The organism is Gordonia rubripertincta (assembly GCF_038024875.1).
In the GTDB taxonomy this organism is placed as follows: Bacteria; Actinomycetota; Actinomycetes; order Mycobacteriales; family Mycobacteriaceae; genus Gordonia; species Gordonia rubripertincta.
This window is the reverse complement of record NZ_CP136136.1, coordinates 1,609,014-1,631,815: the sequence shown is the minus strand read 5'-3', so window position 1 is coordinate 1,631,815 and position 22,802 is coordinate 1,609,014. Positions and strand designations below refer to the sequence as shown.

Genomic DNA, 22,802 nt, shown 5'->3' with positions numbered 1-22,802 from the left:
CGGCGGGAGATTATCAGCCCAGTTGAGTACCTGCGGGTCGTGGACCGCCTGACAGCCCCTTCTCTACGTCGTTGACCTCGGTGTATTCGACGACGAGGGGCGCGTGATCGGAGAGCCGCAGCTCGGGTGCGGCTTCCTTGTCGACCTCGACCCACCGCGCCCCACGCGCGAGCCCGGGCGTCGCGAGATGGTGGTCGATGCGCCAGCCGACGTCCTTGACGAAGGACTCCCCTGCCCAGCTCCACCAGGTCAGCGGCCCCGGACGGTCTCCGTGGAGTGCGCGCACCACGTCGACGAGGCGGCGCGGTCCGGTGATCTCCCCGAACCACTCCCGTTCCTCGGGCAGAAAGCCCTCCATCTTGCGGGCCGCGCGCCAGTTGGTGACGTCGTGCTCGAGATGGGCGACGTTGAGGTCGCCGAGCAGCAGGAACTCCCGCCCGGCGCGTCGTGCCTCCAGCCGGTTGCGCTGCAGCTCGCGGGCGAAGGCCGCCAGAAAACGTTGCTTGCGTGCGTGTTTGGCGCCACCGTCGGGCTTCTCGCGCATCGACCCCGGCCGCTGCAGCTCCGCGGGCAGACCGCCCTTGGGCAGGTAGATGTTGGCGACGGTGAGCGGCCGGTCCGCCAGGTCGACCTCGACATACCGTCCTTCGAGCGCGAAGGCATTCAGGCCACGCGCTTTCGGGGGATGCGTCAGCCAGGTACGCACCGCGGCGGGTGCGCTGCGGGTCAGGATCGCGACGCCGTTCCGTCCCGGGATGGTGCCGACGTCGACTGCCGCGGTGTAGCCGGCGAACTCCCCGACATCGTCGACGCCACACCGTAGTTCCTGCAGGCCTACGACATCGGGATCGCGCTGCGCGAGCCAGTCGTCGAAGCCGCGCCGACGCGCCGCCCGAATCCCGTTGACGTTGAACGACGCAACGGTGAATCCGTCGATACTCATGGAACACCTCTCACTCGCGTTCAAGTTAGTGGCCGGCACGAGCCGACACCAACCACGGGGGCGCGGGGCTATGCTCATGCGAGACCGTGCCGAGGACGAGGAGGTGGTGCCCGTGAACGATTCGACGTGGGTGCTCCTCGCAGGGGTAACGGTCGGGCGGTAGGTCGTCCGGGAGCGCCGCATACGAGCACTCCGAAGGACAGAACCATGCCATTCTCCCCCGCACGATTCACCACCGGTCGACGCCTCGACGACGGTGTCCTCGAACGCGACCTCGTCATCGACGGCATCCCCGGCACCCTGTGGACGCCTCCCTCGACGCCGGCTCCGCTCATTCTTGCCGGCCACCCCGGCGGGCTGCAGAGCATGCACCCGCGACTCGTAGCCCGGGCGCGCATTGCCGCAGCCAGCGGTTTCGCCACCGCCACGGTCGAACTCCCCGGTAGCGGCGAGCGAAACCCGCTACCCGATGTCGATCATGCTCGCACCGAACTCCGCACTGCACTGTCGGTTGGAGAACCGGTCACCGAAGACATCATCGACCGGCTCGTGCTCCCGCTCGTCGACAGGGCGGTGCCGGAGCTGCAGGCGACCATCGACGCGGTGCTCCGCCTCCCCGAGGTCGACGGGCCTGTCGGTTATTCGGGTGGCGTGACGGCGATCGGGGTGCGCCTCGCCCTGGTCGAGCCACGTATCGCCGCTCTCGGACTCTTCGCCGGCAGCTACCTTCCGCGCGCCACGTTGCAAGAGGCCCGCGAGGTCGCCGTCCCGGTGCACGTCCTGCTGCAGTGGGACGACGCCTGGAACGACCGGCCACGAGCCCTCGAACTGTTCGACGCCCTCGGCTCGCAGGAGAAGACCCTGCAGGCGAACATGGGCGGGCACACCGGGATTCCGCTGCACGCGGGCGAGGATGCCGGTCGCTTCTTCGCCAGACATCTCAAATCCTCACTGCCGCAATGACGGTGGCACACCGCCAATAGGCAGACATCTGAGCCTTCAGTTGTCGCGGAGGATGATCGGGCTCAGTGACGGCCGCTTGGGCTCGCGGCCGTCGCCGAGGGAAACCCCGCGGAACTTGCGGATCAGCCACGGTGTGAAGAACTCCACCGCCCACCGGGTGTCGCGGACAAGGGCCGCCACCGGATGTGGAACCGGTGCGGGCGGCAGCGGATTGCCCCAGTCGGCGGTGGCGTCGGGGAGACCGAGGGCATGCGCTGCGGCGTCGGCGAACCGCTCGTGTCCGAACGGTGAGGCGTGCAGGCGGTCCGACGACCACGACCGCGGGTCCGTCAGCACCGGCGCCGCATGGAGGTCGACGAGAAGGAAGCCGTAGGTCGCGGCGAACTCGCGATTCATCTCGTTCAGCTCCAGCAACCGGTGTTCCTTGCGGGCGGCGAACGGAATGGTGCGGACGATGTTCGGGAAGGTCGAGACGATCACCGTGGCATCGGAGTCCGCGAGTCGGCGATAGATCGCGTCGAGGTCGGCGCGGACCTGGGCGAGGTCGGAGCGGCCGATCACGTCGTTCATCCCGAGCGGCGCGGCGATGAGATCCGGTCGCAGGGCGAGCGCCGGCTCCAGCTGATCCTCCAGCACCTGCCGCGTCCGTTTCCCGCGGATCGCCAGGTTGGCGTACTGCAGATTCGGGTTCAGCGCCGCCATCCGCTCGGCGAGGCGGTCCGCCCACCCGCGGAATTCGTACTCCGGGTGCGGGTCTCCCAGACCCTCTGTCTGACTGTCGCCGATGGCGACGAACCGCGAGTACTGCACGGCAGGAAATGATAGAGCGCGGCACCTCGTGTCACGATTCACAGCTGGGTCGGCGCCGACCGATTGCCTTCTTTGCGGAAGCGGTCATAGCGAATCCAACCGATGCATCCGACGTGTCACTCACAACGGATACTCTCTTGTCGCCAGGACAGACAAAAGGGACACAGGAATTGAGGTCAGGCATCTCGATGGTCGAACCGCTGAGGATTGACAAGGCCAAGCAAGGGTTCGACAAAGCTGTGGGCGGCTTCGGCAAGTTCGCGCGAAGTAGTACCAAGCAGTTGGTGGAGCAGACCAGCGATCTAAAGGACGCCGCTGTCGACACCGTCGAGCGGCTGACCATCAAGACACCCGACCCCTACGAGCAGGCCATAGCCGAGTACAACAACACGTTCACCTCGATGAACGACAAGGGCCTGTCCCTCCTCCTCCAGCGCGAACGCTCGACGGACCTGATAGAGCTCGTCGGGTTGCTGGTGAACAGCATCGTGAACACTCCGAAGTCATTCGACACCGACTTTTGCGAGATCGACTTCCAGAAGGCCGAGTTCCTTGCAGCGGAGGAATTCGCGCGGAAGGACCTCGAGGCCGCGCGAAAATCGGCTGCCGGCGCCACTGCCGGGTTCACCGCCGGCGCCGCGGTCGCGAGCATGGCTCCCACAGCTGCGCTGTGGGTCGCCACCACCTTCGGTACCGCGTCAACCGGCACCGCGATCTCCGCACTCTCCGGGGCTGCAGCGACCAATGCCGCCCTCGCCTGGCTCGGCGGAGGCGCTGTCGCGGCGGGCGGCGGAGGCGCGGCGGCAGGCGGCGCGTTGCTCGCCCTCGCGGGGCCAGTTGGTTGGACTGTCGCGGGGGCCACCCTCCTCGCGTCAGTCGCTCTGTTCACCAAGAGCAAGTTCGAGAACCGGGAGGCGAAGCAAGAAGCGCTGACCTCGGTGAAACAAAACACCGCGCTGGTCAGAGGTCTGGACGCCGAGATCGACGACCTCCTCCGACGCACGGTTTCCCTCCGCGAGCAGCTCCTGCAGAGTTACTCGCAAGGGCTAAAATTCTTCGGTGCCGACTTCCGCACGCTTTCCGCTCCGCAGCAGTCCCAACTCGTTGCTCTGGTGAATAATACGAAGGCGTGCGCAGCGCTGCTGAACAAACGCATCGAGCAGGGCGACGAGGATGACTGATGCGGTAAAGCTTGGAAAGAGCAACCAGGAGCAGGCCGTGGCCGCCTGGGTGAACTACCTCAATCAGCTCCGACTCGGCAACCTGCTGAGCACCCTGAACCGACAGGACGTGAACCTGAAGGACGCGCTCGCCACCATCGACAAGGCGATCCGGAAGATCGATCTCGAGGTGGTCGCGAGAAACCGTGGCGGAACGAAGGGCATACACGGCTTCATCGCCGAGGTCGCAGAAGTGGGCGTCGGCAATGCTCGCAGTCAGATTTGTGGTGGGGACGCTGTCTACGACTGGGTAAACGACAACGGCCCCGTGGACCTGATGCGCAACGGCATAGAGATTCAGCAGAAATTCGTCGCGGCCGGTGGCAGCTTCGGCCTCGGCGCGATCACGGAACACCTCCGGAAGTATCCCGACTTCGTCGAGAGGGGCGGAAAGTACCAGATCCCTCGCGACCACTACGAGTTGATCCAGAAGCTGCACGCCATGCCTCGCGAGGAAGGCGACAAGCTCCTAACGCTCGGCGGCGACGGCCCATCGCTCAAGGACTGGAGACGAGTCCAAGCCTTTTTCGAAGAGGGATCTGTCGACTTCGAGTCGCTCGAGCCCTCCCACCTGAAGTACTCCGAAGTTCAGAGGGGCGCCGTCGACGCGACTCTAGAGACCGAGAAAGTTACCCTTCGTGACACCGATCGATCCCAGCGGGACGCTGCTTACCAAGAAGCCCGGCCGACCGTAAGGGAGGGCGCGCAGGCCACGCTTACCGCCGCCGCTATCGAGGGCGGTACCGCCGTCGTTCTGGCCGTGGCCGCGAGACGCCGTGCGGGCAAGCAGCTTAAAGACTTCACCGGCGAGGACTGGGCCGCCATCGTAGGCGAAGGCGGCTTCGGCGCCGTCAAGGGCGGCGTCCGAGGACTCAGCATCTACTGGCTCACGAACTTCACCGCCACATCCGCGGCCGTCGCCAGCTCGATCGTCACTGCGGCGTTCGGCGTAGCGGAGCAGGCGAACATGCTTCGTCGCGGCGAGATCGACGAGTTGGAGTTCATCGAGAACGCCGAGCTCGTCTGCCTGGAGACCGCCGTCAGCGCCCTATCCTCCTTCGTCGGGCAGACGCTCATTCCAGTGCCGGTCCTCGGGGCCGTGATTGGCAACACCGTCGGCACCATCATGTACAAGGCGGTATCGTCCTCACTCTCCGAGCGGGAGGCCGCACTGATCCTGCGCTACGCCGACGAACAGCGAGCGCTGGACGGACAACTCGCCGCTGATTACCAAGACCTCATCATGACGCTCAATACGAGCGTTGCCGACTACCTCGAGGTGCTCGACCGAGCCTTCTCTCCCGACGTCGAGCTCGCTCTCCTCGGTTCGGTCGAGCTCGCACTCGAGCTGGGAGTGGCTTCGGAAGAGGTCTTGGACACCGACGAGAAGGTCCTCGCGTACTTTCTCGACTGACGAGAACCGCACGTCCCTTGAGAAGATGCGCTCTGGGCCGACGACCCGTTCCAGTTCTCCAGCGAAACTTCTGAATCAGCAAGGGATTCGCACAACTCGGGGGCCAATCACGCCGACCGGCCCCCGATATGCAGCGGAAGGAACGTCATGGCTTTCAAACCTCAGTAGCGAGACTAACCACTTGCTCAATCTGCCGTCTGACATGCCCAAACCCCGGCGCAGATAACCCGTTACGCCGCCTGCCCTAGCTCGTCGCCGACGACGTCCCGGGCGTGTAGCGCTAGGGACACCCACATCGAGTGCTCGCCGCTGTCGACACGCCAGTTCTCCATGACCATATCCCCAAGTACCCACTCTGCCCGGTGGGCGGGGATCGGGCGCTTAGACGAAGCTGCCGGGATGCGCACGACGAGCATGCGCCTCTCCACGCACGCGAAGGCGTGGCCATCCCAGTACAGCATGACGAAGAACCTGCTCAACGACACACCCGAGATGCGCTCGTCACACTCAAGCATCTCCCGAACGAACGCCTCTTGCTTGACGAGGTCCCCCGCCATGCTGATGAGCGCCTTGGCGATACTGCGTGTGGACTCCGGATGCTCCCGGCGCACCGCGCTGACCGTCACCCTGCCTGATACTTCCGGTGACGACGACTCTTTTTCGATTTCTTCATAAGCACCCCTCACGCCTTATAATGAGACATAGCGGAGACAATAGCGACTCCCCGATCGACTGCAATCGAAGGTCTCCCGAAAAGGACAGCGCGGGTAACGGCGTAGGCTTCAGAATATGCGCAACTACTGCTGCAAACCTCCAGGTATTATTAGTGCCCTATCATCCCACTAACCAGGCGTCCAAACAGGTAGCCCACTCTTAGCCGGTTCTTCCATGACAAACGTCACGCTGAAGATTGCGCGTGTAACTCCAACGTACAGTCCGCATGCAGATTTGGGGTGCAAGCATCGTGCCTTTAGTGAGAAAAGTCTTTATCGGACCTGTTGGGAAAATAAGTACGCGTTCGTGAGTCAAGCCCTTTGAAACTCCGAAATTCGTGGCTTCGTATCCCTCTGGAATCACAGTCGCGACTGTCTGCCGTAGCACAGCTACAGGCCGATACGCCTCAACATAAGCATCAACATGCTCAGGAGCGATGACGAATACCCCATCATGCCCGGAACTGCGCACTTGTTTAGAGATAGTAGGAGGGAAACCGAACGATGCATCGAAAATTGAATCGGCGAACGTCGCAACATCCTGAACGCAGCGCCAAGTATCAGATGAATAGTTGATATCCAGCCGACCATGCTCATGCTGGGCATTGAACCAATCCAACATTTTCAGGCCGCGGTAGATTTTGTGGCGAGGGTCCTGGGGGTTAGTATCAAAGACCGACTGCCGAATGTCTCCTACCAAAAAAATGGTACTCGTCGACTTTAGTAACTGCTCGAGTATGTCTAGGTCGTACCCTGTCATGTCCTGGACTTCGTCGACATATATCTCATCGTACATACGCTGCAATCTATCAATCACCGTACCCTCGGCCTTCTCGGCAACATCTACGGCGAGCTTGGATAAAAACCTCTTATAGGCACGCGAATCGGAATCGAGAAACCGTTCCTCGCCAGACGCGACTACGATCCCCCGTCGATTACTGGCCGGAGAACCTTCGAAATTCAGACCGGCAAGCCGTCTACCGGGATATAGGAGCGGAAGGAACGGTCGCACCCATTGACGAAGCAGAAATGCGTACCATCCGCAAATCTCGGGAATACGTTGCGGGTCACACGCCGCATTGAGTCGTCGCTCAAGGTCTCGCTGACCAGTCAGCGTGTATGTGAGTACAAGCCGTCGGCGATCAGTCGGGCCATCCTTGCACGCATCCACGATCGACTGGGTTTTACGTGATCCGGCTACCGCGAGAGTGGCTGTGTTCATGAGACGAAGTCGACCGCATCCTTCAGATACTGAGGGTACTCAACTGACGCCTCAGACTCTTCGAGCTTAAGTGCCCAATCGGTCTTGTGGGATGCCATCCATTGGTCGGTTTGCACCTCATCGTCCGTGATGCCGAACAGTGAACGCAATTCCGCATCATCGTTCAGCTTCAGAAACTGTGGTTCGAGGGTTCTTCCGTCGGCGGGATCACCGATAAACACTTCGCGGACGCCATCTGCGAGCCAATTCTGCAATGGATCACGCCAGTGATCCGGCGGCTTCCCGTCGTTGTCACGTATTGCCGCCACCTTGCGGTTAAGTGCAGAGGCCAGTTGCAATCCACGCTTCAACGAGACGCCGGCCATCGAGATTACGTCGACGCCAAGCTCCATCGGCACCCTGTCTTCATGCTTTGCTCGAAACGCGTGTTCAAAGACCATTTCGTCGGACGGGCCCTCTACCAGCACAACCTTGTCCGCTAGCACTAGCCGCATGGTGTCATAACCCGACAGCCTCTTAAAGTAGCGGACCGTATCCTCGGGTAGTACTTCGAATGTGGCCTTAGTACCCTGGTGTAGCAGAATCAACTTATCTAGGCCGAGTCTGTTCAGCACGAATGAGCTGTGCGTCGTCAAGAATATCTGCCTTTCACCAGCCAACGCCTCGATCCGAGACACCAACTTCGTAAGGCTAGTATGGGACAAGTGGTTCTCAGGCTCTTCAATCAGCGCGTACGCAGTTGTATCGACAGAACGATTCATTGCTAGGGCAACCTTGATAGCTGCTTGTTGACCTTGCCCCGCCATCGCGAATGGCACATCAGAAACCTGCGGCACTATGCTATTCTCCCACGAAGCGTTTGCCGACTGGTCCATGTGAAGACCTATAGGCTTATCGTGAAGCGTTTTGCTCTTCTCGGCGATACGCTCATTCACCGGGAGAAGTGTCTTCGTGCTAATAACGTGGCGAGCACTTCGATGCGCGATCGCAACAGCAGCACGCTCCTTCGGCTCGATAAAATCTGCAAGCATCTCACGAGTGTGGTAATCCACACCGGCACTGGATCGAATAGTTCGGGAATCAACCACTGCAACACCAAGGTGTTTCGGTCGCCTATTTAGTGGCTCGTCACAGAAGTTTCTCCAATCAACGGTGTACCACTCTGTTGGAAGGATCTCCGGACGATCTTCGGAACGCATGTAGTCCGCATACTCTTCGCTGGAGTCCGAGGCCGGGTGGATATGAATCCTTACTCCGGGGAGTTTGTCCTGGCGAGAATTGTGGACTCCGAGGAGGGGTTGTAGTTTGTCATCCTCATTTGTCAAGTATAGCTCAATAAGTATTTCCGGAGGAGGCAAAGGAGACTCCGTATCGAGCGCGCTGAAATACTCTGAAACATTCTCTTGATTGAACCAGTACGGATTCAGCTCATCCTGGGCCCAACGGCCGTTCAGCCGACCTGTTAGAGCTAACGAGATCGCTTCCAGCAGAGTGGACTTACCAGCCTCATTATCTCCGACAACGATGTTGGTCCCCGGATTGGGCTCAAGTTCGAATTCCTTGAACAGCCGGTATCCCTTTATTGCAATTCGAGTGATCATACGCCCCCATTATCTCACGGCCAAGTGTATTACAAAAGCGCGCACACGCCACGCACTACTCGAAACACAACGGGTAACGATACTGGAACATCAATCGCGTTTCATGACAATGAACGTCCGGAATTTGAACCCAGCCATCACCGGTAAGCAGCACAATTTCCTAGATGCCCGTGCGACTTCAAACCTCGTCGGCCCCTGTTAATTGACAATGATTTCCATTTGGCGGAAGGAACGTCATGGCTTTCAAACCTCAGTAGCGAGACTAACCACTTGCTCAATCTGCCGTCTGACATGCCCAAACCCCGGCGCAGATAACCCGTTACGCCGCCTGCCCTAGCTCGTCGCCGACGACGTCCCGGGCGTGTAGCGCTAGGGACACCCACATCGAGTGCTCGCCGCTGTCGACACGCCAGTTCTCCATGACCATATCCCCAAGTACCCACTCTGCCCGGTGGGCGGGGATCGGGCGCTTAGACGAAGCTGCCGGGATGCGCACGACGAGCATGCGCCTCTCCACGCACGCGAAGGCGTGGCCATCCCAGTACAGCATGACGAAGAACCTGCTCAACGACACACCCGAGATGCGCTCGTCACACTCAAGCATCTCCCGAACGAACGCCTCTTGCTTGACGAGGTCCCCCGCCATGCTGATGAGCGCCTTGGCGATACTGCGTGTGGACTCCGGATGCTCCGTGGCAGTGGCTGAGGCAGTTCAGGTGCAGGGAAATACGTTTGACGACATCGCGGCCCATTCTTCAGAAAGAAGTAGTCAGTACATGCTGCGCAGCTTTGCTTCCATATCGACGAGTGCGTTAACGATATCGTTCCTCTTGCCCTGCATGCTGGCGAGCTTGTTCCTTTTGTTGCTGATTGCCTCGTTGCGCCGACTAGCAATCTCCCAGCGCCGGGGGTTTTTGTACGAAGGTTTCGGGCGACTATATAGGTCAGACAGCTGCGATTCTGTACTACGGATTGCATTCTCAATGCGGCTCAGGGCTTCCTTCTTACGCTGGATTGCATCTTGAAGTCTCGACACTCGTTCTCGCTTTTGATTCTCCCAGGCGGCGTTAGCAGCCTGGTTGAATCGGTCCCTGGCACGCTGGAAGCGCTCCCACAGTTGGTTCTCCACATCCCGTTCGGCACGTCCAGCCGCCTTCCACTCATCCATCAGAGTTCGCATCTCTTGGCGCGCCAGCTTAAAATCGGATGTGTTGCTGAGTGACTCCGCACGCGATACCAGTCGCTCCTTAGCGGACCTAGCTTGCTGCTGTTCTCGCTGTCGGTTCTGCCGCTCGACATCCGAGCGTCGCCGGAGTTCGTCTTGGGCCTGGCGAAACTGTTGCCATAGTTTATCCTCGTCAGTGCGCGAGGCGCGAGGCGCTGCCTTCCAACGGTCCATTAACCCTTTCATCGACTGCCGGGCAGACCGTAGATCCGTGGCACGGGACAGCGATTGAGCTTCGCTCACTAGGGACTGCTTTGCCCGCACCGCCTTTGCTTGGTCGGCTTTCACATTCTCGAAGTGCTTCTCACGGTTGCGGTTGAATTTGTCCCGCGCACCGCTGAATTGCTGCCATAGCCTATCGCTATCATTCTTCTTGCAGTGCCCGGTAGCTTTCCAGCGTTCTTGAAGTCGACGGAACTGATCCCCTGTCGCCTTCCAATCTGTCGACGATACAAGGCGCTCAGCCTCACGCACCAGGTCTTCCTTGGCGCGTTTGGCCCGCTCCGAGTCGCGGTCCCTTGTTTCGAAGAACGCGGTGCGTTTGGCGTAGAAGCTGTCTTTCGCACTCTTGAACTCTTGCCATAAGCGGTCGTTGTCTTCGCGACGACACGACCCCGCGGCTTTCCATTCCTGGTCGAGCTTTTGCAAGCGCGCGGCCGTCGCTTTCCAGTCGGTGGATGCCGCCAGCCTATGGGCCTCTGCTACTATCCCCTCTCTACGTTCGAGCGCATGCTGCTGGTCACGCTGTCGACGTTCGTTGGCTTGGCGGCGGTTCTCAAAGAATGTGTCCTGCGCCTCCCTGAACTCGCGTCGCAGGCGGTCCCGCTCTGCATAATCGATGGTTCCGGGCCGGAAAGTGTAGCGCGGATCGCGCCACACTGAATTCCACTGATGTCTAAGGCTGTCCATCGTCTCTTTGCCTGCTCGCCAGTCGGTCGTGGCGGCAGTCGCTCTAGCCTGCTTAACAAGGTTTTCGAGTTGCAGCGCGGCGGTGCGGTTGTATTCGTTGCGGGTGGACTTCTGTTCGTCTTTGCCAGGGGTCGAAGGGAAGATCGCGGCCGACCAGCGTCGATCATGATGGTCAAGCTTGCCGTCGCTGCCCCGCCAGATATGCACATGGTCGTTCCACGGCTGAATGTCGCTGAGGTGGCCGAGAGCTACCAACACATCGTCGCTGTCGGCCGCGAACTTCAGGGTGACATACCGTCCGTCATCCAGGCTGCCGTGTATCACAGACTCACTCCATGCAGGCATATCATGCCCCCCTCGTCTAGACGCGCTCTGAAGAGGCAGTCTCGAAACGAGCGCAACCGCTGGTCAGAGTCCCAAGCCTTGATTGTGCAGCAGATGACTCTATTGAGCACGTCGTTTGCTGACTCCCGCTCTCCAAGTAGGTAAGGCCGAGGACCCGCAGCGGACCAGCGAGGCGGCGCACCAGATGGTTGTCAGTTTGACCGGTTTATAACTCACCTGCCGTTGTCTGTCACGGGACAAGATGGATCACAGAATTGATACTGCGCCGAAACCGTTGACCAACCGCACCCCTGACGCCTCACAAAAGACAGGGCGAACGCGGCCAGGTAATCTCTCGGCAGAATTTCCGCATTCTAACTTAACTAAGAAACGATTCTTCTCTAAACCAACAGGGACGCGATCATCTCATCCTCTCCAATTTCGCTTTTTAATTCATCAAAGGAACACAGAACTATGACCGGTTGCTCGATAGAATTTTTCAACCGAGAATCCTTGATTCGATCGACATCCATCATATCTATCTCACTATAATAGTATGACCTAAGCGAATAGGTTCTATCATCCACGTGATAGTCACTGACTGTGACCTCGTCATGAAACTTTGAGAAGTTATTTAGAACGAAACCATTCTGGAAGAATAAGTCTATCAGACTTTAAACTACGCGCTCGTCTTCAGAGCTCAGTGAAGCCAGTGAAGTCTGAAACAATCCATAGATGATGCTAGGGTTGTCTATGTCTACCGAGAATGGATCAGCCCTGCCTACTAGTACGAACTGGCGCGTCGCTCTGTCCCGCAGGAGAAAGTTCTGTTGATGAGTCATGAGTCTGAATTGCTTCATCTGTCAACTATTATACACTGGAATATTCCTCGGTAAAGCGCCGATGAAAGTGCTCGACGCGATGCTGCTTCTGGTTCACGCCGGCGGCGTCATCCGGATTGCAAACCGCGTTTGAACCGCCACTACGCCTCATTCGGGTTTTCATATAGAGCTTTTCGAAGATTCCTCTCTGAGAAGAGAACGAACCAGCATCAATGAAGCAGTTTCCGCAACCAGTTGCAGGAGTTTCGATTCTTGCGCTGAACAACTCCAGCCCACGTGAGCCGCTCGTCCCGCTCGAAACGTGGATTCGCGTGCAGGACATTCTTCACGCACACAACACGGCCGGGGAAAAGGACAACAAGCACAACCATCACCTGCGCGGCACGATCTGGTGCAGCCACTGCGGCCAACGAATGGTGTATTCCAAGAACAAGGGACGGGGCGGCACGTATGAGTACTACTTCTGCATGGGGAGGAAGGACGCCGACAATCCCTGCCCGCGCGGCTTCGTCCAACTCAGCAGGATCGAAGAAGGCATCGAAGATCTTTACAGGGCGATGTCCCTGACGACCAAGGACGCGGCTGCTATGAGCGAAACCGTCCACGACGAACTGAGCGCCCACAACAAACAAGTTGAACTCGACACGTCCGCCGCCAAGAAACGGCTCACACGCGCCCAGAATGATCAGGAGAAGCTCCTAACGGCGCACTACGACGGGCAATACCGCTGGAACTGTTGAAGAAGGAAATGAAGCGTCTGTCCGACGTAATCGAGGCGGCCACAAACCAGCTTGCTACGTCAAGCCAAGGCCTCGACGATCTCCGCCACCGGGCCGATAGCGCCATCGAACTCGCTCACCACCGCCACCGTCTCTACGAGAGGGCGCGACCATCCGAACGGCGCATGCTCAACCAGGGATTCTTCACTCGGATCTACATCAACAGCGACGGCACCGTCTCAGACGCGGAGCTGCAGCAGCCATTCGTTCACCTGCTTGCTGTCGACAAGCGGACGACCATCCAACACCGTCAGAAGCGTCTCAGGCAGGCCATGCCCGAGCAGAACGAATCCGATTCGGGCGACACTCCGACAGCTCATGTCGTGTCGCTCGTCCCGCGCGGACAGCGGTACCACCAAATGCAACAGGAGCACAGCCAGACGGCCGTGCTCCTGAGCTTCACTCCCAGACCACGTCAGACACCAGTGCTGACGTTCGCCCAGGGTTTGAAGGACGAACGTTTGGCGGAAGCGGAGGGATTTGAACCCCCGGTGGTTTTACCCACGCTCGCTTTCAAGGCGAGTGCATTCGGCCGCTCTGCCACGCTTCCCTGACCAGCAAGAGTACGTGAAACACGGTGATCGGCCGCCACCACCCCATCGCGCCGACGTTCCTCTGCTCGCCGGCACCCCGAGCAGTCAGTCCTCCTCGGCTTCGCGCTCCCGTCGCGCCGCCTCGATCACCTCGGGTGGAGCCGGCTTCCGCAGCCAGGCCTGCATCCGCAGCAGCCCGCCGGCAATCGTGCAGATGGCGACCACGGTGATGATGATCCAGAACGCAGTGGACATGGACCCATTGTCCGCCCACCGGGGTCGGGTGGACACCGGTTCGGCCCGCGCCGCGGTGTGGAACCATCGACAGGGTGAAAGCCATTGTCGTCGAATCCGAGAACCTGTCCGTGCAGGACGTACCCGACCCGACGCCGGCTGCCGGCGAAGTGGTGATCGACGTGGTCGCGGCCGGGGTCAACCGTGCCGACATCCTCCAGCGGGCCGGAAACTATCCGCCGCCGCCCGGTGCCTCGGGGACGCTCGGCCTCGAGGTGTCCGGGCGGATCTCCGCACTCGGTGACCAGGTATCGGGCTGGGCGGTGGGCGACGAGGTGTGCGCCCTGCTCGCCGGTGGCGGTTATGCGGAGAAGGTGGCCGTCCCCGCCGAGCAGGTGATGCAGGTGCCGCGTGGCGTCGACCTGGTGTCGGCGGCCGCGCTCCCCGAGGTCGCGTGCACCGTGTCGTCGAACGTCTTCGACACCGCGCACCTGAGTACGGGCGAGCTGCTTCTCATCCACGGCGGATCGAGCGGCATCGGCACCCACGCGACGCAGCTCGCACACGCGATGGGCGCGCGGGTCGCGGTCACCGCCCGCACCCAGGCCAAGCTCGACCGGTGCCGCGAGTACGGCGCCGAGATCCTGATCGACTACACGCGAGACGATTTCGCCGCGATCCTGAAAGAGAACGGTGGCGCCGACGTCATCCTCGACATCATCGGCGCCAAGTACCTGTCGTCGAACATCAAGGCGTTGAGCACCGACGGACGCCTGGTGATCATCGGGATGCAGGGCGGCACGAAGGCCGAACTCCCGATCGGTCTGCTGCTCGCCAAGCGACTGTCGGTGATGGGTACGACGCTGCGCGCGCGTCCCGTCCACGGGCCGGGCGGCAAGGCCGAGGTGGTCGCGGCAACGGTAGGCCGCACCTGGCCGCTGATCGAATCCGGCAAGGTCGTGCCGGTCGTCGACCGCACCTTCCCGCTCGCCGACGCCGCCGCAGCCCACGACCATCTCAACAGCGGTGACGCCATCGGCAAGGTGCTGCTGACGGTGGAGTAGCTCAGGGAACGGGAGGTTCGTCAGCGGCGTCGACCGCCTCCCTGATCTTGCGGAAAGCGGTCCCCAGGCAGGCGAATTCATCGGGGCTCATCGCGTCGACGACGAACCTGCGGATGACGCGGTCGCGGAGCGAGACGTGGGCGGCGAGTGTCCGGTGGCCTTGATCGGTGAGGCGGACGAGTCGATGCCGACCGTCTGCCTTGGACTCGAGGCGTTCGACATCGCCGACGTCGCTGAGTCGTGCGATCATCCGCGACACCGTGCTCACCCGCATGTGTACGGTGTCGGCGACCTCGCTGACCCCCAGCTTCGGCGATTGTGCGATGGCCTCGAGGATGCGCAGGTCGGACAACGCCATTCCGCGCTTCACGAACTCGTCGTTGACCCGTGCGAACAGCGCCCACCCGCCGTCGACGAGATTGAGCCAGCTCTCGGCCTCGGCTGAGGTGAGCGACCGTGGAGGACCTGCTGCTGGATCTTCCTGTTTTCCCGACACAGGGTGCAAACATACACGGTGGTGAATTTTGTGCACGCGATAGTGAATTGGGGTGCACAGACGCTGCAGATGCGCCTAGGCGAGCGAACCGAGGGTCCGTACGAGGTGGTCGACCTCATAGGGCGTCGAGTACGGCGCGAGGCCGACCGTGACGGCACCGCCGAAGTCCGGGGCGCCCATCCGGACCAGCGCCCGGTTGGGCACGTCGGCGAGCGCGCACACCCCGTTGTCGGCGAGTCTGCGAACGACCTTGTCGGCGCTCACTCCGTCGACGGTGAAACTCACGAGCGGCACCCGGTTCTCCTCGGTGCCGACCACGTTGACGTGGTTGAGCTGGGTCAGCGTCGTGACCAGGTAGTAGGTCAGACGCTGGAGGTACTCGTAGACGCCGTCGAGTGACGTGACCAGACGTCGGCGGCGTTTGCCGATGCCGTCCTCGTCAAGACCCGCAATGTGTTCGACCGAGGCCACCAGTCCGGCGAGCATCGACCCCTGGTGTGGTTCCGGTTCGAGTCGTGCCGGCCCCTTGGCACCCGGGTCCATCGACATCAGTCGTAACCGGTCGATGACCTGGGGCTCGCGGAACACCATCACCGACATGCGCGGACCGCCCCATCGTTCGGCGGAGACAAGAAGGACGTCGGCGCCGAGTTCGTGGATGTCCAGCGACAGGTACGGCGCGGCATTGGTGGCGTCGACGACGAACAGCGCGCCCGCCTCACGGACCAGCGGCGTGATCTCGCCGATGTCGGTGATCGCGCCGGTCGTCGACGAGGCGAGGGTCACCGCGACGACCTCGGTCCCGGGCGTGATGAGGTCACCGAACTGCCATGCGGGCAGTGCGCCGGTCTCGACGTCGACCTCGGCCCACCGGATGCGGCCGGCATACCGTTCGGCGGCGCGGACCCACGGGACGATGTTCGGCTCGTCGTCCTGCCGGGTCACCACCACGTCGCCGCGCAGGAAAGCGTGCGGAGAGAGCGCCTCGGCCAGGCAGGCCAGCAGCGAGTAGCGCGAGGGACCGAGGACCACCCCCGCGGCGTCGCCGCCCACGAGATCGGCGATCGCGCGGCGAGCGCTGTCGGTGACTTCCGCGGACGCACGGGCCGACGGGTACACGCCACCGGGAGCCGCCGCCAGATGACGGAAGCTGGTGGTCACCGCCGTGGCGACCGAATCCGGGACCTGCATTCCCGCTTGCGGGTCGAGGTGAATCCAGCCGTCGCCGAGCGATGGAATCAATCCACGCACATAGGCGACGTCGAAGGGCATGGCACGAGGATAGACGCCCCTACTCACGCCGTTCACCGCCTCTGGTCGGTCCCGGCATCCGAACGATCAGTGCGCCCGGCGAGGTCTCGGTCGGTGCGGATGGGCACAATGGGAACCATGGCAATCGATGGCACTCCAGGACCCGGTTCGACACCCGGCAGCCCCTTCGGCGCCGGCGACTCCGAGAACGTGATCGTGGTGGGCGCAGGCGTGGACGGTTCGAAGTCCGGCGACGAGTCGTCGGAATCGACGAGCGTCGCCGACATGGTGGAGCAGCCGGCCAAGGTCATGCGTATCGGCACGATGATCAAGCAGCTGCTCGAGGAGGTGCGGGCCGCACCTCTCGACGAGGCCTCGCGTAACCGGTTGCGCGAGATCCACGAGTCGTCGATCCGTGAACTCGAAGAGGGCCTCGCGCCCGAGCTGCGTGAAGAGCTCGAGCGCCTCGCACTGCCGTTCTCCGACGAGCAGACGCCGTCCGACGCGGAGCTGCGGATCGCTCAGGCCCAGCTCGTCGGCTGGCTGGAAGGCCTCTTCCACGGCATCCAGACGGCGCTGTTCGCCCAGCAGATGGCGGCCCGCGCCCAGCTCGAACAGATGCGTCAGGGTGCACTGCCCCCGGGTATGCCCGGACCCGGCGGTGGCCCTGGCCACAGCACCGGCCAGTACCTCTGAGTCCCGGCGCGGGTACGCTGACTCCTCGTGTCAGCGGTAGTAGACGACGACGCGATACCCGCGCGTCCCGAGAGTTCTGAGTCACGCACCTTCGCGCGTGCGGTCAAGGACCTCCGCGACGGTCTCGCCAGCCGCGAGCTGTGGTTCCATCTGGGTTGGCAGGACATCAGGCAGCGGTATCGCCGATCGGTGCTCGGTCCACTCTGGATCACCATCGCCACCGGCGTCACCGCTACCGCGATGGGCCTGCTGTACGGCGAGCTGTTCGGCATGGACATCAAGGTGTTCCTGCCCTACGTCGCGTTGGGCTTCATCTTCTGGAACTTCATCCAGACCTCGATACTCGACGGCGCGGAGGTGTTCGCGAAGAACGAGGGTCTGATCAAGCAGCTCCCGGCCCCGGTCAGCGTGCACGTCTACCGGGTCGTGTGGCGGTCGCTGATCATCTTCGCGCACAACGTGGTGATCATCGTGATCATCTTCGCGATCTTCACACCGCCGCTGAACTGGACCGTGTTCCTCATCGTCCCGGCCATCGGCCTGTACGTGCTGAACGCGGTCTGGGTGACGATCGTCTTCGGCATCCTGTCCACCCGCTTCCGCGACATCGGTCAGCTCCTGACCACCGCCGTGCAACTGGTGTTCTTCATGACGCCGATCATCTGGACGACGTCGAGCCTGAGCAGCACGACCGGCGAGACGTCGTCGCGGCTGAAGCTGGTCGAGCTGAACCCGATGTTCCATTACCTCGAGATCGCGCGCGGACCGCTGCTCGGCGAACCGGTGGAGTTCTACCACTGGGCCGTCGTCCTCGGATGCACCGCCGTCGGCTGGGTTCTGGGCATGCTGGTGATGCGCAACTACCGCGCCCGCGTGGCGTACTGGGTGTAGGGACTCAACTGATGGCCAGAAACAACAACCTCGGCGACAACCGGGTCCGCGTCGACACGTGGGACGCCTGCGTCGACTTCCCGATCTTCGACGCCAAGACGCGTTCGCTGAAGAAGTCCGTCATCGGCGCCGCCGGCGGTGTCATCGGCTCCAACGCGTCGAACGTGGTGGTGGTCGAGGCACTCAAGAACATCAACCTGCACCTCAAACACGGCGACCGCATCGGTCTCGTCGGCCACAACGGCGCCGGCAAGTCGACGCTGCTCCGCCTGCTGTCGGGTATCTACGAACCGACCCGCGGCGCCTGCCGGGTGCACGGTCGCGTCGCCCCGGTCTTCGACCTCGGCGTCGGCATGGACCCCGAGATCTCGGGCTACGAGAACATCATCATCCGCGGCATGTTCCTGGGCATGACCCGCAAGGAGATGCTGAAGAAGATCGACGACATCGCGGAGTTCACCGAACTCGGCGACTACCTGCAGATGCCGCTACGCACCTACTCCACCGGTATGCGCGTGCGCATCGCACTCGGCGTCGTCACGTCGATCGACCCGGAGATCCTCATTCTCGACGAGGGCATCGGCGCCGTCGACGCCGACTTCATGAAGAAGGCCCGCGGTCGTCTGCAGGCGCTCGTCGAACGTTCCGGAATCCTGGTCTTCGCCAGCCACTCCAACGAGTTCCTCGCCCAGCTCTGCGACCGCGCACTGTGGATCGACAAGGGTGAGGTCCGCATGGAAGGCGGCATCGAAGAGGTCGTCGAGGCCTATGAGGGCCCGGGCGCCGCGGCCCACGTCCGTAAGGTGATCGCCCAGGTCGAGGCCGACTCGCAGAAGGCTTCCGAGTGACCGGTTCCCGGCCGGAGAAGGTTGTCGCGGTGGTGGTCACCCACCGTCGCGTCGAACTGCTCGCCGAATCCCTCGCGGTGGTGTCCGGTCAGGACCGGCCCGTCGACCACCTCATCGTCGTCGACAACGCCGACGAACCCGAGGTCGCGAAACTCGTTGCCGCTCAGCCTGTTCCCACAACATACCTGGGGTCGCAGCGCAACCTCGGCGGCGCCGGCGGTTTCGCGCTGGGCATGCTGCACGCACTCGCTCTGGGGGCCGACTGGGTCTGGTGCGCCGACGACGACGGCCGGCCCGACGGATCGTCGGTGCTGTCGACGCTGCTCGACTGCGCGAAGCGTCACGAGCTCGACGAGGTGTCGCCGGTGGTCGCCAACCTCGACGACCCGGACACCCTCGCGTTCCCGCTCCGGCGCGGACTCGTGTGGCGTCGCAAGCGTTCTGAGCTCTTTGCCGACGGAGAAGCGCAGTCCGACGATCTGCTCCCGGGTATCGCGTCGCTGTTCAACGGGGCGCTGTTCTCGGCGGAATGCCTGGAGCAGGTCGGCGTCCCGGACCTCCGGCTGTTCTTCCGCGGCGACGAGGTCGAGGTACACCGCCGTCTGGTGCGCTCCGGGGTGAAGTTCGGGACCTGCCTGCGCGCCGGTTACCTGCATCCGGACGGCTCGGCGGAGTTCCGCCCGATCCTGGGTGGCCGAATGCACACCCAGTACCCGGACAACGACACCAAGCGCTATTTCACCTACCGCAACCGCGGCTACCTCATGAGCCAGCCCGGTATGCGCAGGCTGATCCCTCAGGAGTACGCCCGCTTCGGCTGGTTCTTCCTTGTGCAGCAGCGTGACCCGAAGGCGTTCGCCGAGTGGGTTCGCCTCCGGGGGTTGGGCCGGCGCGAGCGGTTCACGAGGCCCTGAGCCGGTCAGAAATTTCTTGGGGCAGTTGTTTCCGGATACCGGAACCAATTGCCCCAACTACTCCGCCGGATTCCCGCTGGCCGAGTAGGCCCGGGGCGCCAGCCGAGGGGCCCGGAACCCGACTGCCGAATCTCAGCTCGACCGGCAGACGTCGATCGAAGTCTGCCGGTCGGGTTGAAGTCGACCGGTGCGTCGATGACGGACTCTTCCCGAGCAAACTAGAACGTGTTCTACTGTGGGGAGAGTTCCGTCTGGACGTCCTTGAGGAGCATGATGCGGTTCACTTTCGCCGAGGCCATGACCGACCCGTCGTACTACGCGCCGCTCGCGCAGGCCGCGGAGAAGGCGGGGTACGCCGGCTTCACCATCCCCGACTCGCTCGCCTATCCCGAGGAATCGGACGCCAAATACCCGTACACCCCCGACGGCAATCGCGAGTTTCTCGACGGCAAGGCGTTCATCGAGACCTTCATCCAGGCCGCGGCACTGGGCGCGGTCACCTCGACCATCCGCTTCACCCCGTTCGTGCTGAAACTTCCCGTTCGCCCGCCGGCCCTGGTCGCCAAGCAGGCCAGTTCGGTCGCCTACCTCACCGGTAACCGCCTCGCCCTCGGCGTCGGCACGAGTCCGTGGCCCGAGGACTACGACTTCATGGGTGTCGACTTCCGCCGCCGTGGCAAGCGGATGGACGAGTGTATGGACATCATCCGCGGCCTCACCACGGGCGAGTACTTCGAGTTCCACGGCGAGTTCTACGACATCCCGAAGATCAAGATGACACCCGCGCCCACCGAGCCCATCCCGCTGCTCGTGGGCGGCCACGCGGACGCCGCACTCAAACGAGCGGTGATCCGCGGCGACGGCTGGATGCACGGCGGCGGCCCGCCCGAAGAGCTCGACACGCTTCTCGATCGGATCAACGAGATCCGCAAGGCCGAGGGCAAGGCCGACGACCCGTTCGAGATTCACGTGATCTCGATGGACGCCTATACGGTCGACGGATGTAAACGATTGGAAGACAAGGGGATCACCGATGTGATCGTCGGCTTCCGACTGCCCTATGTGATGGGCCAGGACACCGAGCCGCTCCAGACCAAGATCGATCATCTGAACTGGTACGCGGACAACGTGATCGCGAAAGTCAACGGCTGATCTGGTTGCCTGTCAACCATATTCACCGCGACACCTGATCGGGCCACACCCGAACCGGCAACGGTTGCACGGGTCCTTCACCTGGGGCAGACTGCAGAACACGGACAATGCAGACCCCAGGTGTGAGCGATCACCGGGTGGGAGGACAGCGATGACCGATTCACCCGGTGGGTCGGCCTCGCGGTCGGGGCAGGGGCCGGTCGGGTGAATGCTCCATCTCGCCTGAGCAGGCGCACCTTCTTCAAGGCCGCGGGGGTCACCGGTACGGCGCTTCTCGGCGCCTCGGCGCTCGCCGCGTGCGGCGGGTCGTCGACGTCGCCGAACACCTTGCGCGTGGCCATCGCCGGCGAACCCGACCAGCTCGATCCCCAGAAATCCAGTTCGTACTTCACCTTCGAGGTCCTCGAGAACGTCTTCGACACCCTCGTCGAACCCGACGAGGACCTGCAGATGCAACCGGCTCTCGCCGAGAGCTGGGAGGTCAGCCCCGACGCCCGGCAGTGGACGTTCCTGCTGCGGCCCGGGGTGACCTTCCACAACGGCGACACCCTCACCGCCGCCGACGTCGAGTTCTCGTTCCGACGCATCCTCGACGAGGAGCTGTCCAACGCCTGGAAACTCGAGGCCATCGAATCGATCACCGCGCTCGACGACCGGCGCGTGCAGTTCACCGTCCGCGAACCCACTCCGAACCTGCTCACCAACATCGGCGGCTTCAAAGGACTCGCGATCGTCAACCGGCGCAACGTCGAATCCGGGGAGATCGCAACGAAGCCCGTGGGCACGGGACCCTTCTCGTTCGTCTCGCGCTCCCCCGGCGCCTCGATCGTGCTGAAGGCCAACCCCGACTACTGGGGTGGGGCGCCGGCCATCGACGGCGTGAACTACGGCTTCATCTCCCAGGGGACGACTGCGGTTTCTGCGCTCCGTTCCGGCGAGATCGATTGGACGGACGCGATTCCCGCACAACAGCTGAGCATCCTGTCCCGAGACGACACTCTTGAGGTCGGCACCGTCACGGCGAACGACTACTGGTACATCACGATGAACTTCGAGGCCAAACCGTTCGAGGACACCCGGGTGCGCCAGGCCGTCGCCTACGCCATCGACCGCCCGTCGATCGCGCAGGTCGTCGGATACGGCACCGCCACACCCAACGAACTCGCGATCCCGTCGACCAGCCCGTGGTTCGCCCCGTACGACCGATACACCGCGGGCCTCGACCGTGCCCAGGCGGTCGACAAGGCGAAAACCCTGCTGCGCCAGGCCGGTATCCGGTCGATGGACATGCGGCTCATGGTCACCACCGAGTACCCCGAGACCGTGACCGCGGCGCAGGTCATCGCCTCGAATCTCGCCGACGTCGGTATCAGCGTCACGATCGAGCAACTCGACTTCGGCGCCTGGCTCGACCGTCAGGCTGCCGGTGATTTCGACGCCCTACTACTCGGCTGGCTCGGCAACATCGACCCCGACGACTTCTACTACGCCCAGCACCATTCGAACGGGACGTCGAACGCCCAGAAGTACTCGAGCCCACAGGTGGACGCACTGCTCGACCGGGGACGCACCGAACTCGACGTCGAGGCCCGCAAGAGCATCTACGCCGACGCGGCCGGCCGGATAGCTGATGACGTCAGCTACCTGTACCTGTACAACCCCTCTGCCACGCAGGCGTTTTCGAAGGAGCTCCACGGGTACACGGTCCGGTCCGACAAAGCGGTCCGGTTCCGGTCCGCCCGGCTGGAGAGGAGCTGA

Annotated in this window: 21 protein-coding genes and 1 tRNA gene; 11 read left to right on the top strand and 11 right to left on the bottom strand. The window is 62.4% G+C overall.

What is annotated here, in order from left to right:
* Positions 1 to 13 precede the first annotated feature (13 nt).
* Positions 14 to 943, bottom strand: coding sequence for an exodeoxyribonuclease III (locus tag RVF83_RS07275; RefSeq protein ID WP_005198790.1), 930 nt, complete (start codon positions 941 to 943; stop codon positions 14 to 16).
* Between the two features lie 207 nt (positions 944 to 1,150).
* Between RVF83_RS07275 and RVF83_RS07270 the strand changes: the two genes are divergently transcribed.
* Positions 1,151 to 1,906 (top strand): dienelactone hydrolase family protein, encoded by a 756-nt coding sequence (locus RVF83_RS07270; protein ID WP_005198792.1) that lies wholly within the window; start codon positions 1,151 to 1,153, stop codon positions 1,904 to 1,906.
* A gap of 36 nt (positions 1,907 to 1,942) precedes the next feature.
* Here the strand turns inward: RVF83_RS07270 and RVF83_RS07265 are convergent, their stop codons facing one another.
* Entirely contained in the window at positions 1,943 to 2,716 is a 774-nt protein-coding gene (locus RVF83_RS07265) for an SGNH/GDSL hydrolase family protein (protein ID WP_005198793.1), read from the bottom strand.
* A gap of 188 nt (positions 2,717 to 2,904) precedes the next feature.
* Between RVF83_RS07265 and RVF83_RS07260 the strand changes: the two genes are divergently transcribed.
* Both RVF83_RS07260 and RVF83_RS07255 read left to right on the top strand, forming a co-directional pair.
* Positions 2,905 to 3,897, top strand: coding sequence for a hypothetical protein (locus RVF83_RS07260; RefSeq protein WP_005198794.1), 993 nt, complete (start codon positions 2,905 to 2,907; stop codon positions 3,895 to 3,897).
* Complete coding sequence (locus tag RVF83_RS07255; protein ID WP_005198795.1) at positions 3,890 to 5,350, top strand: hypothetical protein; 1,461 nt, start codon at positions 3,890 to 3,892, stop codon at positions 5,348 to 5,350. Before RVF83_RS07260 ends, RVF83_RS07255 begins: the two co-directional genes overlap by 8 nt.
* Positions 5,351 to 5,580: 230 nt before the next feature.
* On the opposite strand, the gene RVF83_RS07250 is transcribed toward RVF83_RS07255, so the two are convergent.
* The 5 genes from RVF83_RS07250 to RVF83_RS07230 all read right to left on the bottom strand — a co-directional run bounded on the left by RVF83_RS07250 (position 5,581) and on the right by RVF83_RS07230 (position 11,365).
* Positions 5,581 to 5,976 carry a hypothetical protein gene (locus RVF83_RS07250; RefSeq protein WP_168432618.1) on the bottom strand — a complete coding sequence of 132 codons (396 nt, stop codon included), beginning with the start codon at positions 5,974 to 5,976 and terminating at the stop codon, positions 5,581 to 5,583.
* A gap of 247 nt (positions 5,977 to 6,223) precedes the next feature.
* Entirely contained in the window at positions 6,224 to 7,285 is a 1,062-nt protein-coding gene (locus tag RVF83_RS07245) for a UvrD-helicase domain-containing protein (RefSeq protein ID WP_341262010.1), read from the bottom strand.
* A complete protein-coding gene (locus RVF83_RS07240; RefSeq protein WP_005198796.1) occupies positions 7,282 to 8,886 on the bottom strand; it encodes an ATP-dependent nuclease in 1,605 nt (534 codons plus the stop codon). Before RVF83_RS07240 ends, RVF83_RS07245 begins: the two co-directional genes overlap by 4 nt.
* Positions 8,887 to 9,205: 319 nt before the next feature.
* Positions 9,206 to 9,532 (bottom strand): hypothetical protein, encoded by a 327-nt coding sequence (locus RVF83_RS07235; RefSeq protein WP_157226876.1) that lies wholly within the window; start codon positions 9,530 to 9,532, stop codon positions 9,206 to 9,208.
* A 123-nt stretch (positions 9,533 to 9,655) separates the two neighbouring features.
* Positions 9,656 to 11,365, bottom strand: coding sequence for a DUF349 domain-containing protein (locus RVF83_RS07230; RefSeq protein WP_005199186.1), 1,710 nt, complete (start codon positions 11,363 to 11,365; stop codon positions 9,656 to 9,658).
* Positions 11,366 to 12,398: 1,033 nt separating this feature from the next.
* On the opposite strand from RVF83_RS07230, the gene RVF83_RS07225 reads away from it, so the two are divergent.
* Positions 12,399 to 12,926 carry a zinc ribbon domain-containing protein gene (locus RVF83_RS07225; RefSeq protein ID WP_005199187.1) on the top strand — a complete coding sequence of 176 codons (528 nt, stop codon included), beginning with the start codon at positions 12,399 to 12,401 and terminating at the stop codon, positions 12,924 to 12,926.
* A gap of 501 nt (positions 12,927 to 13,427) precedes the next feature.
* On the opposite strand, the gene RVF83_RS07220 is transcribed toward RVF83_RS07225, so the two are convergent.
* Together RVF83_RS07220 and RVF83_RS07215 are read right to left on the bottom strand one after the other, a co-directional pair.
* Positions 13,428 to 13,515, bottom strand: a tRNA-Ser gene (locus RVF83_RS07220).
* Positions 13,516 to 13,603: 88 nt separating this feature from the next.
* Positions 13,604 to 13,753 carry a hypothetical protein gene (locus RVF83_RS07215; RefSeq protein ID WP_085950796.1) on the bottom strand — a complete coding sequence of 50 codons (150 nt, stop codon included), beginning with the start codon at positions 13,751 to 13,753 and terminating at the stop codon, positions 13,604 to 13,606.
* A gap of 74 nt (positions 13,754 to 13,827) precedes the next feature.
* Between RVF83_RS07215 and RVF83_RS07210 the strand changes: the two genes are divergently transcribed.
* Positions 13,828 to 14,796 carry an NAD(P)H-quinone oxidoreductase gene (locus tag RVF83_RS07210; protein ID WP_005199189.1) on the top strand — a complete coding sequence of 323 codons (969 nt, stop codon included), beginning with the start codon at positions 13,828 to 13,830 and terminating at the stop codon, positions 14,794 to 14,796.
* A gap of 1 nt (position 14,797) precedes the next feature.
* On the opposite strand, the gene RVF83_RS07205 is transcribed toward RVF83_RS07210, so the two are convergent.
* A complete protein-coding gene (locus tag RVF83_RS07205) occupies positions 14,798 to 15,292 on the bottom strand; it encodes a MarR family winged helix-turn-helix transcriptional regulator (RefSeq protein WP_005199190.1) in 495 nt (164 codons plus the stop codon).
* A 75-nt stretch (positions 15,293 to 15,367) separates the two neighbouring features.
* Positions 15,368 to 16,564, bottom strand: a complete 1,197-nt coding sequence (locus RVF83_RS07200) for a cysteine desulfurase-like protein (protein ID WP_005199191.1) — start codon at positions 16,562 to 16,564, stop codon at positions 15,368 to 15,370.
* A 117-nt stretch (positions 16,565 to 16,681) separates the two neighbouring features.
* On the opposite strand from RVF83_RS07200, the gene RVF83_RS07195 reads away from it, so the two are divergent.
* The 6 genes from RVF83_RS07195 (at position 16,682) to RVF83_RS07170 (ending at position 22,802) form a co-directional block, all read left to right on the top strand.
* On the top strand, positions 16,682 to 17,239 hold the full coding sequence (locus RVF83_RS07195; RefSeq protein WP_005199192.1) for a bacterial proteasome activator family protein: 558 nt from the start codon (positions 16,682 to 16,684) through the stop codon (positions 17,237 to 17,239).
* Positions 17,240 to 17,266: 27 nt separating this feature from the next.
* Positions 17,267 to 18,130: an ABC transporter permease gene (locus RVF83_RS07190; RefSeq protein WP_005199193.1), complete on the top strand. Its 864-nt coding sequence runs from the start codon at positions 17,267 to 17,269 to the stop codon at positions 18,128 to 18,130.
* A gap of 11 nt (positions 18,131 to 18,141) precedes the next feature.
* Positions 18,142 to 18,978 (top strand): ABC transporter ATP-binding protein, encoded by an 837-nt coding sequence (locus RVF83_RS07185; RefSeq protein WP_005199194.1) that lies wholly within the window; start codon positions 18,142 to 18,144, stop codon positions 18,976 to 18,978.
* Positions 18,975 to 19,892 carry a glycosyltransferase gene (locus RVF83_RS07180; protein ID WP_005199195.1) on the top strand — a complete coding sequence of 306 codons (918 nt, stop codon included), beginning with the start codon at positions 18,975 to 18,977 and terminating at the stop codon, positions 19,890 to 19,892. Before RVF83_RS07185 ends, RVF83_RS07180 begins: the two co-directional genes overlap by 4 nt.
* A gap of 273 nt (positions 19,893 to 20,165) precedes the next feature.
* On the top strand, positions 20,166 to 21,044 hold the full coding sequence (locus tag RVF83_RS07175) for a TIGR03619 family F420-dependent LLM class oxidoreductase (protein WP_005199196.1): 879 nt from the start codon (positions 20,166 to 20,168) through the stop codon (positions 21,042 to 21,044).
* A gap of 204 nt (positions 21,045 to 21,248) precedes the next feature.
* Complete coding sequence (locus RVF83_RS07170; RefSeq protein WP_005199197.1) at positions 21,249 to 22,802, top strand: ABC transporter substrate-binding protein; 1,554 nt, start codon at positions 21,249 to 21,251, stop codon at positions 22,800 to 22,802.

Bases quoted from the DNA above. Each gene is read 5' to 3' on its own strand.
- RVF83_RS07275 (WP_005198790.1), bottom strand. From the start codon at position 943: ATGAGTATCGACGGATTCACCGTTGCGTCGTTCAACGTCAACGGGATT.
- RVF83_RS07270 (WP_005198792.1), top strand. From the start codon at position 1,151: ATGCCATTCTCCCCCGCACGATTCACCACCGGTCGACGCCTCGACGAC.
- RVF83_RS07260 (WP_005198794.1), top strand. From the start codon at position 2,905: ATGGTCGAACCGCTGAGGATTGACAAGGCCAAGCAAGGGTTCGACAAA.
- RVF83_RS07255 (WP_005198795.1), top strand. From the start codon at position 3,890: ATGACTGATGCGGTAAAGCTTGGAAAGAGCAACCAGGAGCAGGCCGTG.
- RVF83_RS07245 (WP_341262010.1), bottom strand. From the start codon at position 7,285: ATGAACACAGCCACTCTCGCGGTAGCCGGATCACGTAAAACCCAGTCG.
- RVF83_RS07240 (WP_005198796.1), bottom strand. From the start codon at position 8,886: ATGATCACTCGAATTGCAATAAAGGGATACCGGCTGTTCAAGGAATTC.
- RVF83_RS07235 (WP_157226876.1), bottom strand. From the start codon at position 9,532: ATGGCGGGGGACCTCGTCAAGCAAGAGGCGTTCGTTCGGGAGATGCTT.
- RVF83_RS07230 (WP_005199186.1), bottom strand. From the start codon at position 11,365: ATGCCTGCATGGAGTGAGTCTGTGATACACGGCAGCCTGGATGACGGA.
- RVF83_RS07225 (WP_005199187.1), top strand. From the start codon at position 12,399: ATGAAGCAGTTTCCGCAACCAGTTGCAGGAGTTTCGATTCTTGCGCTG.
- RVF83_RS07215 (WP_085950796.1), bottom strand. From the start codon at position 13,753: ATGTCCACTGCGTTCTGGATCATCATCACCGTGGTCGCCATCTGCACG.
- RVF83_RS07200 (WP_005199191.1), bottom strand. From the start codon at position 16,564: ATGCCCTTCGACGTCGCCTATGTGCGTGGATTGATTCCATCGCTCGGC.
- RVF83_RS07195 (WP_005199192.1), top strand. From the start codon at position 16,682: ATGGCAATCGATGGCACTCCAGGACCCGGTTCGACACCCGGCAGCCCC.
- RVF83_RS07185 (WP_005199194.1), top strand. From the start codon at position 18,142: ATGGCCAGAAACAACAACCTCGGCGACAACCGGGTCCGCGTCGACACG.
- RVF83_RS07175 (WP_005199196.1), top strand. From the start codon at position 20,166: ATGCGGTTCACTTTCGCCGAGGCCATGACCGACCCGTCGTACTACGCG.